General features: G+C 57.0%; 16 protein-coding genes. 12 read left to right on the plus strand and 4 right to left on the minus strand.

What is annotated here, in order from left to right:
• Positions 1–24 precede the first annotated feature (24 nt).
• Positions 25–651, minus strand: coding sequence for a lysoplasmalogenase (locus IM294_RS20860; RefSeq protein ID WP_028015138.1), 627 nt, complete (start codon positions 649–651; stop codon positions 25–27).
• 129 nt (positions 652–780) lie between these two features.
• On the opposite strand from IM294_RS20860, the gene IM294_RS20865 reads away from it, so the two are divergent.
• Positions 781–1,137 (plus strand): DUF2500 domain-containing protein, encoded by a 357-nt coding sequence (locus IM294_RS20865; RefSeq protein WP_049137671.1) that lies wholly within the window; start codon positions 781–783, stop codon positions 1,135–1,137.
• 55 nt (positions 1,138–1,192) lie between these two features.
• Here the strand turns inward: IM294_RS20865 and IM294_RS20870 are convergent, their stop codons facing one another.
• Together IM294_RS20870 and rsmD are read right to left on the minus strand one after the other, a co-directional pair.
• Complete coding sequence (locus IM294_RS20870) at positions 1,193–1,474, minus strand: DUF1145 family protein (RefSeq protein WP_014882110.1); 282 nt, start codon at positions 1,472–1,474, stop codon at positions 1,193–1,195.
• On the minus strand, positions 1,458–2,060 hold the full coding sequence (gene rsmD / locus IM294_RS20875; protein ID WP_028015140.1) for a 16S rRNA (guanine(966)-N(2))-methyltransferase: 603 nt from the start codon (positions 2,058–2,060) through the stop codon (positions 1,458–1,460). The genes IM294_RS20870 and rsmD overlap by 17 nt, the downstream gene beginning before the upstream one ends.
• Before the next feature lie 127 nt (positions 2,061–2,187).
• Between rsmD and ftsY the strand changes: the two genes are divergently transcribed.
• The 6 genes from ftsY to livJ all read left to right on the plus strand — a co-directional run bounded on the left by ftsY (position 2,188) and on the right by livJ (position 9,297).
• Entirely contained in the window at positions 2,188–3,648 is a 1,461-nt protein-coding gene (ftsY, locus tag IM294_RS20880; RefSeq protein WP_100171226.1) for a signal recognition particle-docking protein FtsY, read from the plus strand.
• A 2-nt stretch (positions 3,649–3,650) separates the two neighbouring features.
• A complete protein-coding gene (ftsE, locus tag IM294_RS20885) occupies positions 3,651–4,322 on the plus strand; it encodes a cell division ATP-binding protein FtsE (RefSeq protein WP_003861525.1) in 672 nt (223 codons plus the stop codon).
• Positions 4,309–5,364, plus strand: coding sequence for a permease-like cell division protein FtsX (ftsX, locus tag IM294_RS20890; protein ID WP_126818787.1), 1,056 nt, complete (start codon positions 4,309–4,311; stop codon positions 5,362–5,364). Before ftsE ends, ftsX begins: the two co-directional genes overlap by 14 nt.
• 251 nt (positions 5,365–5,615) lie before the next feature.
• Positions 5,616–6,473: an RNA polymerase sigma factor RpoH gene (gene rpoH / locus IM294_RS20895; RefSeq protein WP_028015143.1), complete on the plus strand. Its 858-nt coding sequence runs from the start codon at positions 5,616–5,618 to the stop codon at positions 6,471–6,473.
• 260 nt (positions 6,474–6,733) lie between these two features.
• Positions 6,734–7,999, plus strand: coding sequence for a 4-aminobutyrate--2-oxoglutarate transaminase (locus tag IM294_RS20900; RefSeq protein WP_069733688.1), 1,266 nt, complete (start codon positions 6,734–6,736; stop codon positions 7,997–7,999).
• A gap of 197 nt (positions 8,000–8,196) precedes the next feature.
• Positions 8,197–9,297: a branched chain amino acid ABC transporter substrate-binding protein LivJ gene (gene livJ, locus IM294_RS20905; RefSeq protein ID WP_072201786.1), complete on the plus strand. Its 1,101-nt coding sequence runs from the start codon at positions 8,197–8,199 to the stop codon at positions 9,295–9,297.
• A 177-nt stretch (positions 9,298–9,474) separates the two neighbouring features.
• Here the strand turns inward: livJ and panM are convergent, their stop codons facing one another.
• A complete protein-coding gene (panM, locus tag IM294_RS20910) occupies positions 9,475–9,858 on the minus strand; it encodes an aspartate 1-decarboxylase autocleavage activator PanM (RefSeq protein WP_045631384.1) in 384 nt (127 codons plus the stop codon).
• A 424-nt stretch (positions 9,859–10,282) separates the two neighbouring features.
• On the opposite strand from panM, the gene livK reads away from it, so the two are divergent.
• Genes livK through livF form a run of 5 tightly spaced genes read left to right on the plus strand, consistent with a single transcriptional unit; the run spans position 10,283 to position 15,118 of the window.
• Positions 10,283–11,392, plus strand: a complete 1,110-nt coding sequence (gene livK / locus IM294_RS20915; RefSeq protein WP_028015146.1) for a high-affinity branched-chain amino acid ABC transporter substrate-binding protein LivK — start codon at positions 10,283–10,285, stop codon at positions 11,390–11,392.
• A gap of 46 nt (positions 11,393–11,438) precedes the next feature.
• Positions 11,439–12,365: a high-affinity branched-chain amino acid ABC transporter permease LivH gene (gene livH, locus IM294_RS20920; RefSeq protein WP_028015147.1), complete on the plus strand. Its 927-nt coding sequence runs from the start codon at positions 11,439–11,441 to the stop codon at positions 12,363–12,365.
• The gene (locus IM294_RS20925) at positions 12,362–13,639 is read left to right on the plus strand and encodes a high-affinity branched-chain amino acid ABC transporter permease LivM (RefSeq protein ID WP_045631383.1); all 1,278 of its coding nucleotides are present in this window, start codon (positions 12,362–12,364) and stop codon (positions 13,637–13,639) included. Before livH ends, IM294_RS20925 begins: the two co-directional genes overlap by 4 nt.
• Positions 13,636–14,403: a high-affinity branched-chain amino acid ABC transporter ATP-binding protein LivG gene (gene livG, locus IM294_RS20930; RefSeq protein ID WP_028015149.1), complete on the plus strand. Its 768-nt coding sequence runs from the start codon at positions 13,636–13,638 to the stop codon at positions 14,401–14,403. Before IM294_RS20925 ends, livG begins: the two co-directional genes overlap by 4 nt.
• A 1-nt stretch (position 14,404) precedes the next feature.
• A complete protein-coding gene (gene livF, locus IM294_RS20935; RefSeq protein ID WP_008500102.1) occupies positions 14,405–15,118 on the plus strand; it encodes a high-affinity branched-chain amino acid ABC transporter ATP-binding protein LivF in 714 nt (237 codons plus the stop codon).
• Positions 15,119–15,251: the final 133 nt, after the last annotated feature.

Here is a 15,251-nt window from a genome sequence, read left to right on the forward strand (position 1 = left end):
GTCGACTCCAGAGTCAAGCGTTATTTAGATATACAATGAACGCACGATCAGGAAGTGCCCGGCAAAGTAGCAGGCGGACGAAATCGCATTATCCGCGCGGAAGCGGCGGCGATAGTGGCTGCCCAGCCAGACGATATTGCCGATTAACAGCAGCGCCGCGCCGAAGAATGCAGACATCGCCTGAGATGTCGGGCGGAAGAACCACAGTTCACCGGCCAGCCACACCATCACCAGCGTCATGGCGATAAACGTGCATACCGGCAGACGCATCTCTTCCAGACGCGACCAGATCACCGCAATCAGCAGCGCGCCAATCACCAGCAGCACCAGCGGTAGCGGCCAGAAGAAGGAGAGCGTCATCTGGCTGGCAAAGTAGATGGTATACAGCAGATGGGAGAGGAAAAATGCCCCCACGGCATACAGCAGGCGCTGACGCGGCAGCAGGGTTAAGGCATCACCAATCAGGGAGGCACACAGCCCGGCGAGCACCAGATAGCTGATGGCGTTAAACATCGGAGCCTGCCAGGCGAGCAGCAGAAGCAACAGCAGCGTGACGGGTTTAAACAACCAGCGCTGCCAGGCTGGACCGCGATAGGACGCATCGACATAAAGCCATGCGGAAAAACAGACAGCGATAAATGACCAAAGCATATTAACTCCCTGTAACTGTTGAGGCTGAATAATCAGTTTCTGATCCAGTGTAGTGACGCGAGCGGGCGTTTGGCAATGCCGGGGCAGGCGAGGTATCCTGAATTCCGCATAATCTGATGGGATTTTTCAATGAGCAAGATGCCGCTGTTTTTCATTATCGTGGTGGCGATTATCGTCATTGCCGCCTCGTTTCGCTTCGTGCAGCAGCGCCGCGAAAAGGCGGACAACGACGCCGCGCCGCTGATGCAAAAGCGCGTAGTGGTGGCGAACAAACGCGAAAAACCGCTTAACGACCGCCGCTCTCGCCAGCAGCAGGTGACGCCTGCGGGCACCGGCATGCGCTATGAAGCCAGCTTTAAGCCGGAAACCGGCGGTCTGGAGATGACCTTCCGCCTGGAGGCGCAGCAGTACCATCAGCTGACGGTGGGAGAGAAAGGCACGCTGAGCTATAAAGGGTCGCGTTTTGTAGATTTTAGGGCTGAATAATGCGCGATCGGTCCCCTCTCCCAGTGGGAGAGGGTTAGGGTGAGGGCATCGCACCTTACTTCTTCACCTGCGCCTTAAACTTCTTCATCCACACCAGCAGTTCAAACACGCCGAAAATAAACACCCGCAGCTGCTGCCAGCCGGTCATCGGCGGGCCATCTTTCGGCAGGCCGTTTTTCAGCATCACCATCTGCAGGGCGTGCATGAACGAGGTGAAAATCAGCGCCACGTTAACAAAGATGTTCAACGGGCGCGGGAACGGGTGCACCAGATTCAAAATCAAAAATGCCCAGACGCCCAGCATCAGCAAGCGTCCCAGGTTAATCAGTACCGGCATCGGATCCTCCTTGTGCCTGACGGTGATACAGACGATAAGCCACCTGGCCTGCGACCTTTTCGCGGTGCAGATCCCAGTGAACGGGAACGGGTGGCAGGCCGTTTTCCACTTCGCTTTCTACATAAATCAGCGCGTCATCCGCCAGCCAGCCATTGTGCTCCAGCAGGGATAACGTCTCTTCCAGCAACCCCTTGCGGAACGGCGGGTCGACAAAGACCACGTTATGCGGCGTACCCTGCTGCGCGAGGAAACTCAGCGTATTGGTGTTGACCACTTTCGCATTCGTCGCCTTCAGCGTCGCCAGATTTTGCTGCAGCGTCTGCGCAACGCCGCGCTCCATCTCCAGCAGCGTGGCGCTGGCGGCGTAGCGCGACAGCGCTTCCAGCCCTAAGGCACCGCTTCCGGCGAAGCAGTCCAGGCAGTGGGCGTCTACCATTGATGGGGCAAGCCAGTTAAACAGCGTCTCGCGAACGCGGTCGGTTGTAGGGCGTAAACCGGGGCTGTCCGGCACCGGTAATTTCCGGCCTCGCCACTGGCCGCCGATAATGCGAATTTGACCGGCCGGGGCGCGGGTGGGTTTCTTCATCTCTGGAAAGCTCTGTTAACCATAGCCCTGCGATTGCGGGCGGTGATGTCAATTAAGTAAAGTGTTAGACTATTTCATCATTTTTTTAGCTTCCCTGTATATAGCGCCGCGAGGAGTGTAGTCGCAGATGGCAAAACAAAAAAAACGTGGCTTCTTTTCCTGGTTGGGTTTCGGTGAAAAAGAGCAAGAAACAGAACAGAAAACCGAAGAGCAACAGGTTGTAGAAGAGCAGTCACAGCCTGAAACGCCTGTCGAAACCGCTGCGATTGTCGAAGCGGAAGAACCAGCGCACAGCAAAGAAGAGATTGAATCCTTTGCTGAAGAGGTGGTTGAGGTCACTGAGCAGGTTCAGGAGAGCGAGAAGCCAGAGCCGGTTATCGTAGAAACCCTTACCGAAGTGCCGCAGGCCGCTATCGAACACGAAACGCTGCCGCTGCCCGAAGAGGTTAAAGCTGAAGAGGTTTCTGCCGAAGAGTGGCAGGCCGAAGCGGAAACCGTTGAAATCGTTGAGGCGGTGGAAGAAGAGGCGGCACTTGAGCCAGAGCTGACCGACGAAGAGCTGGAAGCTCAGGCGCTGGCGGCGGAAGCGGCTGAAGAAGCGGTAATCGTCGTGCCGGTGGAAGAGCAGGCCGAAGAAGAGATCGTTCAGGAGCAGGAAAAACCGACCAAAGAAGGTTTCTTCGCGCGCCTGAAGCGCAGCCTGCTCAAAACCAAAGAAAACTTAGGTTCCGGATTTATCAGTCTTTTCCGCGGCAAGAAGATCGACGACGATCTGTTTGAAGAGCTGGAAGAGCAGCTGCTGATTGCGGACGTGGGCGTGGAAACTACCCGTAAGATCATCGCCAACCTGACCGAAGGGGCGAGCCGCAAACAGCTGCGCGACGCGGAGGCGCTGTACGGCCTGCTGAAAGACGAGATGGGTGAAATTCTCGCAAAAGTTGACGAACCGCTTAATATTGAAGGCAAAACGCCATTTGTTATTCTGATGGTTGGCGTTAACGGCGTGGGTAAAACCACCACCATCGGCAAGCTGGCGCGCCAGTTTGAGCAGCAGGGCAAATCGGTGATGCTGGCGGCGGGCGATACCTTCCGTGCGGCAGCGGTTGAGCAGCTCCAGGTGTGGGGCCAGCGCAACAACATTCCGGTGATTGCCCAGCACACCGGCGCAGATTCCGCATCCGTGATTTTCGATGCCATCCAGGCGGCGAAGTCGCGCAACGTGGACGTGCTGATTGCCGACACCGCAGGGCGTTTGCAAAACAAATCGCACCTGATGGAAGAGCTGAAGAAAATCGTTCGCGTCATGAAGAAGCTGGACGAAGATGCACCGCATGAAATTATGCTGACTATCGACGCCAGCACCGGGCAGAACGCCATTAGCCAGGCGAAGCTGTTCCATGAAGCGGTAGGGCTGACGGGGATCACGCTGACCAAACTGGACGGCACCGCGAAAGGCGGGGTGATCTTCTCCGTGGCCGACCAGTTCGGCATTCCTATCCGCTACATCGGTGTGGGCGAGCGTATTGAGGATTTGCGTCCGTTTAAGGCGGACGACTTTATTGAGGCATTATTTGCCCGAGAGGACTAACAATGATTCGCTTTGAACACGTCAGCAAGGCCTATCTCGGTGGGAGACAAGCGCTGCAGGGGGTGACGTTCCACCTGCAGCCAGGCGAGATGGCATTCCTGACCGGCCATTCCGGCGCGGGGAAAAGTACCCTGCTCAAGCTTATCTGTGGGATCGAACGGCCAAGCGCCGGGAAAATCTGGTTCAGCGGCCACGAAATTAGCCGTCTGAAAAACCGTGAAGTGCCGTTTCTGCGTCGTCAGATCGGCATGATTTTCCAGGATCACCACCTGCTGATGGATCGCACCGTTTTCGATAACGTGGCGATCCCGCTGATTATTGCCGGCGCCAGCTATGACGATATCCGCCGTCGCGTCTCTGCGGCGCTGGACAAGGTCGGGCTGCTGGACAAAGCGAAGAACTTCCCGATCCAGCTTTCCGGCGGTGAACAGCAGCGCGTGGGCATCGCCCGCGCGGTGGTGAACAAGCCTGCCGTACTGCTGGCGGATGAACCGACCGGTAACCTGGACGATGCCCTGTCCGAAGGGATTTTGCGTCTGTTTGAGGAATTCAACCGCGTAGGGGTAACGGTACTGATGGCGACGCACGATATGGGGCTGATTTCCCGTCGTTCGTACCGCATGCTGACCCTGAGCGACGGGCATTTGCACGGAGGCCACGGTGAACAAGCGTGATGCAATAAACCAGATTCGGCAGTTCGGGAACCGGTTCGACCGTTTCCGTAAGCCGCAGGGCGGCGGTGACGGCAATCGTAATGCGCCTAAGCGCCAGAAAGCGGCGCCGAAACCGGCCTCCCGCAAGACCAACGTGTTTAACGAACAGGTGCGCTACGCCTTCCACGGCGCGCTGCAGGACCTGAAAAGCAAACCGCTGGCGACGTTCCTGACGGTGATGGTGATCGCCATCTCCCTGACGCTGCCAAGCGTTTGCTACATGGTCTATAAGAACGTCAACCAGGCGGCGTCGCAGTATTACCCGTCACCGCAGATCACCGTTTATCTGGATAAAGCGCTCGACGATAACGCGGCGGCGCAGGTGGTCGGGCAAATCCAGGCCGAGCAGGGCGTGGAGAAGGTGAATTATCTCTCCCGTGAAGAAGCGTTGGGCGAGTTCCGTAACTGGTCAGGCTTTGGCGGCGCGCTGGACATGCTGGAAGAGAACCCGCTGCCCGCCGTGGCGGTGGTGATCCCGAAGCTGGATTTCCAGGGTACCGATTCGCTCAACACCCTGCGCGACCGCATCACACGCATCAACGGGATTGATGAAGTGCGCATGGACGACAGCTGGTTTGCCCGTCTTGCGGCGCTGACCGGGCTGGTGGGGCGCGTGTCGGCGATGATCGGCGTGCTGATGGTGGCGGCGGTGTTCCTCGTCATCGGTAACAGCGTGCGTCTGAGCATCTTTGCGCGTCGCGATACCATCAACGTGCAAAAACTGATTGGCGCAACAGATGGTTTCATCCTGCGTCCGTTCCTCTACGGTGGCGCACTGCTCGGTTTCTCCGGCGCATTTCTTTCACTGATATTGTCAGAAATATTGGTGATGCGGCTTTCGTCTGCCGTCACCGAAGTGGCGCAGGTTTTCGGAACTAAGTTTGAGATCAGTGGCTTAGGCTTCGATGAATGTCTGCTGTTGCTGCTGGTGTGCTCCATGATCGGCTGGATTGCCGCATGGCTGGCAACGGTTCAACATTTACGCCACTTTACTCCCGACTAATAAAAGCGTGATATAATCTTTCCCTGCACCGAGATGTTCGCTCTGCAGGGAAAGCGTCCCTGTTGTCTCTTCCCCTGTTATCATCTCCATGTCACATTTTGTGCGTAATTTATTCACCGTTGCACCTGGAACTTGTGGATAAAATCACTGTCTGATAAAAGAGTGAATGCTAATCTCGTTGCTCAAACGCTTTGGCATGGTTGTTGCCTGACGGGGACAGCCTGGACCAGAAGAAACATTGAGAGGAATGAATGACCAAAGAAATGCAAACTTTAGCTTTAGCCCCTGTTGGTAACCTGGAATCTTACATCCGGGCTGCGAACACCTGGCCGATGTTAACGGCCGAGGAAGAAAAGGAGCTTGCTGAAAAGCTGCATTACCAGGGCGATCTGGAAGCAGCGAAAAAGCTGATCCTGTCTCACCTGCGCTTTGTTGTTCACATTGCTCGTAACTATGCGGGCTATGGCCTGCCGCAGGCGGACTTGATTCAGGAAGGTAACATCGGCCTGATGAAGGCTGTACGTCGCTTTAACCCGGAAGTGGGCGTGCGACTGGTCTCCTTCGCCGTACACTGGATCAAAGCAGAAATTCATGAATACGTGCTGCGCAACTGGCGTATCGTGAAAGTCGCCACGACAAAAGCGCAACGTAAGCTGTTCTTCAACCTGCGTAAAACCAAGCAGCGTCTGGGCTGGTTCAATCAGGATGAAGTGGAAATGGTGGCGCGCGAGCTGGGTGTATCCAGCAAAGACGTCCGTGAGATGGAATCCCGTATGGCCGCGCAGGACATGACCTTTGATATGTCCTCCGACGACGACGCATCTGACAGCCAGCCGATGGCACCGGTTCTGTATCTGCAGGATAAAACCTCTAACTTTGCCGACGGCATTGAAGAGGACAACTGGGAAGATCAGGCCGCGAACAAGCTGACCCATGCGATGGAAGGCCTCGACGAGCGTAGCCAGGACATTATCCGCGCCCGCTGGCTGGACGAAGACAACAAGTCCACGCTGCAGGAGCTGGCTGACCGCTACGGCGTTTCTGCGGAACGTGTCCGTCAGCTTGAAAAGAACGCCATGAAAAAACTTCGCGCTGCTATCGAAGCGTAATTACCGCGAAGTACACCTTTAGCCGAAATAGTTCAGGCTGCGGGAAGGCGGCAAACGAGTGAATCCCGATGAGCTTACATCAGTAAGTGATTCGGGTGAACGAGAGCAGCCAACGCACCTGCGGCTTGAAATATGAAGGATAAAAACCCTCGAATGCAAATTCGGGGGTTCTGTTTTTTTAGCGCCCGCTCTGGCGAATTTCTCCCCCCTGGCAAACACTTACTGATGCGCTAAGCAGGCGATTTTCTCAGGGGGTCAGGGTGAAAAATAACGAACTGAATGACCGGCGTTTACAGGCGACGCCGCGCGGCATCGGCGTGATGTGTAACTTCTATGCGGATAAAGCCGAAAACGCCACGGTGTGGGACGTGGAAGGCAATGAGTACATCGATTTCGCCGCCGGGATCGCGGTGCTGAATACCGGCCATCGCCATCCCAAAGTTATCTCCGCTATCGAAAAACAACTCCACGCTTTTACCCACACGGCCTACCAGATTGTGCCGTATGAGGGCTATGTGGCGCTTGCCGAGCGCATCAACCAGCGCGTGCCGATTGACGGCCCGGCCAAAACCGCCTTCTTCTCGACGGGTGCTGAAGCGGTCGAAAACGCGGTCAAAATTGCCCGCGCGTATACCAGACGCCCCGGCCTTATCACCTTCGGCGGCGCGTTCCACGGGCGCACCTTTATGACCATGGCGCTGACCGGTAAGGTCGCGCCGTACAAGCTGGGTTTCGGCCCGTTCCCCGGTTCGGTATACCACGCTCAATTCCCTGACGATCTGCACGGCATCAGCACGGCGGAAGCATTAAAAAGCCTGGAGCGCATCTTTAAGGCGGATATCGCCCCAGACCAGGTGGCGGCCATTATTCTCGAACCGGTTCAGGGAGAGGGCGGGTTCAACATTGCGCCCGCTGATTTTATGCAGGCGCTGCGCGCCCTGTGCGATACCCACGGAATTTTGCTGATTGCCGACGAGGTGCAAAGCGGCTTCGCCCGCACCGGCAAGCTGTTCTCGATGGAACACCACTGCGTGAAGCCGGACCTGATCACCATGGCAAAAAGCCTCGCGGGCGGGATGCCGCTCTCAGCAGTATCGGGCCGCGCCGAGGTGATGGACGCGCCTGCACCTGGCGGTCTGGGCGGTACCTACGCAGGTAACCCGCTGGCGATTGCCGCGGCGCACGCGGTGCTGGACGTGATTGACGAGGAAGATCTCTGCACGCGCTCGGCGCACCTCGGCCATCATCTGGTAGAAGTGCTCAACAAAGCGAAGGAAAACTGCCCGTTCATCGCCGACATCCGTGCCCAGGGTTCGATGGTCGCGGTAGAGTTTAACGATCCGCAATCCGGGCAACCGTCGCCGGAATTTACCCGTCAGGTGCAGGAGCGCGCGTTGAACGAAGGGCTGCTGCTCCTGAGCTGCGGCGTTTACGGCAACGTGATCCGCTTCCTTTATCCGCTTACCATCCCCGAAGCGCAGTTCCGTAAAGCGCTGGACATTATCTCCGCGTCGCTGACACGTTAAAGCCACCAGCCCGGCGGTAAATCCTGTCGGGCTTATCATATATTCATTTCAAATTAGCTATTCCAAAATCATAAAAATGGGGTATGTTTTAGCAGAGTATGCTGAAAAAGCGCGAACAGCACACCAATAACTGAAATAAAGCGCTGCACAACAACATCACAACAATCGTAATAACCATAATAATGGGGAATCTCAGGATGAACATGAAGGGTAAAGCGTTACTGGCAGGATGTATCGCGTTGGCATTCAGCACCATGGCGCAGGCAGATATTAAAGTGGCCGTGGTGGGCGCAATGTCCGGTCCGGTAGCACAGTACGGCGACCAGGAATTTACGGGCGCAGAACAGGCGGTTGCAGACATTAATGCTAAGGGCGGCATCAAGGGCGAAAAACTGCAGATCGTAAAATACGACGATGCCTGTGACCCGAAGCAAGCGGTCGCGGTGGCGAACAAAGTGGTCAACGACGGCATCAAATACGTTATCGGTCACCTGTGCTCCTCTTCTACTCAGCCCGCGTCTGACATCTACGAAGACGAAGGTATTCTGATGATCACCCCAGCTGCGACCGCACCGGAGCTGACCGCGCGCGGCTACAAGCTGACCCTGCGTACCACCGGTCTGGACTCCGATCAGGGCCCAACGGCGGCTAAGTACATTCTGGAAAAAGTGAAGCCGCAGCGTATCGCGATTGTTCACGACAAACAGCAGTATGGTGAAGGTCTGGCCCGTGCGGTGCAGGACGGTCTGAAAAAAGGCAATGCCAACGTGGTCTTCTTTGACGGAATCACCGCCGGCGAGAAAGACTTCTCCACCCTGGTGGCGCGTCTGAAGAAAGAGAATATCGATTTCGTTTACTACGGCGGCTACCACCCGGAAATGGGCCAGATCCTGCGTCAGGCGCGCGCGGCGGGTCTGAAAACCCAGTTCATGGGCCCGGAAGGCGTGGCGAACGTTTCCCTGTCTAACATCGCGGGTGAATCTGCCGAAGGTCTGCTGGTGACCAAGCCGAAGAACTACGACCAGGTGCCAGCGAACAAACCTATCGTAGATGCCATCAAGGCGAAGAAGCAGGATCCAAGCGGCGCGTTCGTCTGGACCACCTACGCAGCGCTGCAGTCTCTGCAGGCAGGTCTGAATCAGTCAGCCGATCCGGCTGAGATTGCTACCTGGCTGAAAGCCAACACGGTGGAAACCGTGATGGGGCCGCTCTCCTGGGACGCAAAGGGCGATCTGAAGGGCTTTGAGTTCGGCGTGTTTGACTGGCATGCGAACGGAACGGCAACTGACGCCAAATAATTTTCCCGTCGCCTTTCGCGCCGCAGGTGCGTTGGCTGCGTTATTCAACCCCGGTCACTTACTTATGTAAGCTCCCGGGGATTTCATAACTTGCCGCCTTCCTGCAACACGAAATGCTTGGGAAAATGCGGTAGAAATTGTAGGCCGGGTAAGGCGCAGCCGCCACCCGGCTTTCTTTTAGCGCTTCTCCCACCCGCTCTCCTGCGCCGTAAACCCTAACGCCTGCATAAACGCTGCCATCACGCCGCGGTCTTCCACGCCCACGTCGGCCATCCACCATGAGTTTACGTTCGGGTTTTCGCGGATCACTTCTTCAATTAAATACTGTCCCACACCGCGACGACGGGTCACGTCACGCACGCGCAGCGAGTCCAGCGCTCCCTCCGTGCCGCTCAGGGTCACGCGAACCGCGGCCAGCAGGCGCTCGTTGAAGCGCGCGGCATAAATGCGATGGTTCTCGTCGACATGCAGCGACGAAGGGGAATATTCCGGCCAGATCTTGCCCAGGTCGATATGATCCTGGTCGCTAAAGGTCACCAGACGCACGATAGTCAGTTTCATTAGCAGCTTGTCCAAATCAAATTGAGTAGAGGCAGTGTACTCAATTTATTCACTCAGCGGCTTCCTCTTTTTATTCTCATTAACCAGGTGATTAGTTTTTTAGCAATGCAATGGGCAGTGTGAAAACACATGGATCGAAAAATAAGCAGAATTTTAACCTGAATGGCAGCGATTTGTTCGGCGCTTTGTACCGTTATTTTATGCTGCAAACTGCACTTTTATTTGTTTATCTCTGCCTGATTTCAGAATATTATCTTTCCTTAATCGCCTGAAAAATAGAGATTTTAGTCTGGTTTTTGACAAAAAACTGCGCTAAACCATTAAAGGCACTGGTAAAAATAGCGTTGTTCATTAAAAGTACAGAATGCTTTTTAACCATAATAAAACAAAATATAAACACGACATCACGAATGGGGATTCTGAGATGAAAAGGAACGCGAAGACATTTATCGCGGGAATGGTTGCACTGGCGATCTCGCATGCGGCCATGGCGGAAGAGATTAAAGTTGCGGTAGTCGGTGCGATGTCCGGCCCTGTAGCCCAGTGGGGTGACATGGAGTTTAACGGCGCGCGTCAGGCCATCAAAGACATCAACGCCAAAGGCGGCATCAAGGGCGACAAGCTGGTAGGCGTGGAGTATGACGACGCCTGCGATCCGAAACAGGCCGTTGCAGTCGCCAACAAAATCGTCAACGACGGGATTCAGTACGTCATCGGCCACCTGTGCTCATCCTCCACCCAGCCCGCGTCCGACATCTACGAGGACGAAGGTATTCTGATGATCACTCCGGGCGCCACCAACCCTGAGCTGACGCAGCGCGGCTACCAGCACATCATGCGTACCGCCGGGCTGGACTCCTCCCAGGGGCCAACCGCGGCCAAATACATCCTCGAGACCGTTAAGCCACAGCGTATCGCCATCATTCATGACAAGCAGCAGTACGGCGAAGGTCTGGCGCGCTCCGTGCAGGACGGCCTGAAAAAAGGCGGCGCGAACATCGTCTTCTTCGACGGCATTACCGCAGGCGAAAAAGACTTCTCCGCGCTGATCGCCCGTCTGCAAAAAGAGAACATCGACTTCGTCTACTACGGTGGCTACTACCCGGAAATGGGCCAGATGCTGCGCCAGGCGCGCGCCACCGGTCTGAAAACCCAGTTTATGGGGCCAGAGGGCGTGGGCAACGCCTCTCTGTCAAACATCGCAGGGGATTCTGCCGAAGGCATGCTGGTGACGATGCCAAAACGATATGACCAGGATCCGGCCAACAAGGCTATCGTGGATGCGCTCAAGGCGCAGAAGAAAGATCCGAGTGGTCCATACGTCTGGATCACTTACGCGGCTGTGCAGTCTCTGGCAACCGCGCTGGAGCGTACCGGCAGCAAAGAGCCGCTGGATCTGGTGAAAGATTTAAAAGCACACGGGGCGAACACCGTGATTGGGCCGCTGAACTGGGATGAGAAAGGCGATCTGAAGGGATTTGAGTTTGGTGTCTTTAAGTGGCACGCCGACGGTTCGTCCTCGGTCGCCAAATAATTATCCCACCGCCCGGCTCACCGGGCGGGTATAAAAAGGTTTGCATATGTCCGAGCAGTTTCTCTACTTTTTGCAGCAGATGTTTAACGGCGTCACGCTGGGAAGCACCTACGCGCTGATCGCCATCGGCTATACGATGGTTTACGGCATTATCGGCATGATCAACTTCGCCCACGGCGAGGTGTACATGATCGGTAGCTACGTCTCCTTTATGATTATCGCCGCGCTGATGATGATGGGCATCGACAGCAGCTGGCTGCTGGTCGCCGCCGGGTTTGTTGGCGCGATCGTGATCGCCAGCGCCTACGGCTGGAGCATCGAACGCGTGGCCTACCGGCCGGTGCGCAGCTCCAAGCGTCTTATTGCGCTGATTTCCGCGATTGGGATGTCGATCTTCCTGCAAAACTACGTCAGCCTGACCGAAGGTTCGCGCGACGTGGCGCTGCCAAGCCTGTTTAACGGCCAGTGGATTGTGGGGGCCAGCGAAAACTTCTCAGCCTCTATTACCACGATGCAGCTGGTGATCTGGGTCGTGACCTTTGTCGCCATGCTCGCCCTGACCCTGTTCATCCGCTACTCCCGCATGGGACGCGCCTGCCGCGCGTGCGCGGAAGACCTGAAGATGGCGAGCCTGCTCGGCATCAACACCGACCGCGTGATCGCCCTGACCTTCGTGATTGGCGCGGCGATGGCGGCGGTGGCTGGCGTGCTGCTCGGCCAGTTCTACGGCGTAATTAACCCGTACATCGGCTTTATGGCCGGGATGAAAGCCTTCACCGCGGCGGTACTGGGCGGCATCGGCAGTATTCCTGGCGCGATGATTGGCGGCCTGATCCTGGGCGTGGCGGAAGCGCTCTCCTCGGCGTACCTGAGCACCGAATATAAAGACGTGGTGTCGTTTGCCCTGCTGATTCTGGTTCTGCTGGTGATGCCTACCGGTATTCTGGGCCGTCCGGAGGTAGAGAAAGTATGAAACCGATGCATTTTGCAATGGCGCTGCTGTCTGCCGCCATGTTCTTCGTGCTGGCCAGCGTCTTTATGGGCGTCCAGCTTGAGCTGAATGGCACCAAACTCGTTGTCGATACTGCAGCTGATATTCGCTGGCAGTGGGTCTTTATCGGCACCGCCGTGGTGTTCCTGTTCCAGCTGCTGCGCCCGCTGTTCCAGAAAACGCTGAAAAATGTCTCCGGACCGAAATTCGTTCTGCCGGCGATCGACGGTACAACGGTAAAACAGAAGCTGTTCCTCGTGGCGCTGCTGGTCGCCGCCGTGGCGTGGCCGTTTATGGTGTCGCGCGGCACGGTGGACATCGCCACCCTGACCATGATTTACGTGATCCTCGGCCTCGGTCTGAACGTGGTGGTCGGTCTCTCTGGCCTGCTGGTGCTGGGCTACGGCGGTTTCTACGCTATCGGCGCGTATACCTTCGCGCTGCTGAACCACTATTACGGCCTGGGCTTCTGGACCTGCCTGCCGCTGGCGGGGCTGGTCTCTGCCGCGGCGGGCTTCCTGCTCGGCTTCCCGGTGCTGCGCCTGCGCGGTGACTACCTGGCGATTGTGACCTTAGGCTTCGGTGAAATTGTCCGTATCCTGCTGCTCAACAACACCGAAGTGACCGGTGGCCCGAACGGCATCAGCCAGATCCCAAAACCGACCTTCTTTGGCCTGGAGTTCAGCCGTACCGCCCGCGAAGGCGGCTGGGATACCTTCAGCAACTTCTTCGGCATCAAATATGACCCATCTGACCGCGTGATCTGGCTCTACCTGGTGGCGCTGCTGCTGGTGGTCATCACCCTGTTCGTGATCAACCGCCTGCTGCGCATGCCGCTGGGCCGCGCGTGGGAAGCGCTGCGCGAAGATGAGATCGCCTGCCGCTCTCTGGGCCTGAACCCGACCCGCATCAAGCTGACCGCGTTCACCATCAGCGCCGCGTTTGCCGGTTTCGCCGGCACGCTGTTCGCCGCGCGTCAGGGCTTCGTCAGCCCCGAGTCGTTCACCTTTGCCGAATCGGCCTTTGTGCTGGCGATTGTGGTACTCGGCGGGATGGGCTCGCAGTTCGCCGTTATCCTCGCGGCTATCCTGCTGGTGGTCTCCCGCGAGCTAATGCGCGACTTTAACGAATACAGCATGCTGATGCTGGGTGGTTTGATGGTGCTGATGATGATTTGGCGTCCGCAGGGTCTGCTGCCGATGACGCGTCCACAGCTGAAGCTTAAGAATGTGGAAGCGAAAGGAGAGCAGGCATGAGTCAGCCATTATTATCCGTAAACGGTCTGATGATGCGTTTTGGCGGCCTGCTGGCGGTCAACAACGTGAACCTGGACCTGCATAAAAAAGAGATCGTCTCCCTGATTGGCCCGAACGGCGCGGGGAAAACCACGGTCTTTAACTGCCTGACCGGTTTCTACAAGCCGACGGGCGGCACCATCATGCTGCGCGACCAGCACCTGGAAGGGCTGCCGGGCCAGCAGATTGCCCGCATGGGCGTGGTACGTACCTTCCAGCACGTGCGTTTGTTCCGCGAGATGACGGTGATTGAGAACCTGCTGGTGGCACAGCATCAGCAGCTGAAAACCGGCCTGTTCTCCGGCCTGCTGAAAACCCCGGCCTTCCGCCGTGCGCAGGAGGAGGCGCTCGATCGCGCCGCCACCTGGCTCGACCGTATCGGCCTGCTCCAGCACGCCAACCGTCAGGCGAGCAACCTGGCCTATGGCGACCAGCGTCGACTGGAGATCGTGCGCTGCATGGTGACCCAGCCGGAGATCCTGATGCTCGACGAACCGGCGGCGGGCCTCAACCCGAAAGAGACCAAAGAGCTGGACGAGCTGATTGCCGAGCTGCGCGATCATCACGACACCACCATCCTGCTGATTGAGCACGACATGAAGCTGGTGATGGGCATTTCGGACCGTATCTACGTGGTAAACCAGGGCACGCCGCTGGCAAACGGCACGCCGGAAGAGATCCGCAACAACCCGGACGTGATCCGCGCATACCTTGGTGAGGCATAAGATGGAAAAAGCGATGTTAACGTTCGACAAGGTCAATGCGCACTACGGCAAGATCCAGGCGCTGCACGACGTCAGCCTGCACATCAATCAGGGTGAAATCGTCACCCTGATTGGCGCCAACGGCGCGGGCAAAACCACGCTGCTCGGCACCCTGTGCGGCGACCCGCGCGCCACCAGCGGGCGGATTGTGTTCGATGGTAAAGACATTACCGACTGGCAGACCGCCAGAATCATGCGTGAGGCGGTGGCGATTGTCCCGGAAGGGCGTCGCGTCTTCTCCCGCATGACGGTGGAAGAGAACCTGGCGATGGGCGGGTTCTTCGCTCACCGCGATGAATACCAGACCCGCATCAAGTGGGTGTACGAACTCTTCCCGCGCCTGTGGGAGCGCCGCATCCAGCGTGCGGGCACCATGTCCGGCGGTGAACAGCAGATGCTGGCGATTGGCCGCGCGCTGATGAGCCAGCCGCGCCTGCTGCTTCTGGATGAACCGTCGCTCGGCCTGGCACCGATCATCATCCAGCAGATCTTCGACACCATCGAGCAGCTGCGTAAAGAGGGGATGACCATCTTCCTCGTCGAGCAGAACGCCAACCAGGCGCTGAAGCTCGCTGACCGTGGCTACGTGCTGGAGAACGGCCGCGTGGTGCTGGAAGACACCGGCGACGCGCTGCTGGCGAACGAAGCGGTGCGGAGCGCGTATTTAGGCGGGTAGATAAAAGCAAAAAAGGCAACGCAAGTTGCCTTTTTTAGTGTTTTCTCCCTCTCCCACAGGGTGTACGGTCCGGGGACATAGTGAACACTTGTTCGGGGACATGGTAGACACTTACAACTGAGGCATAAGAACC

The organism is Enterobacter cloacae complex sp. P43RS, from assembly GCF_014930585.1.
GTDB lineage: Bacteria > Pseudomonadota > Gammaproteobacteria > Enterobacterales > Enterobacteriaceae > Enterobacter > Enterobacter bugandensis.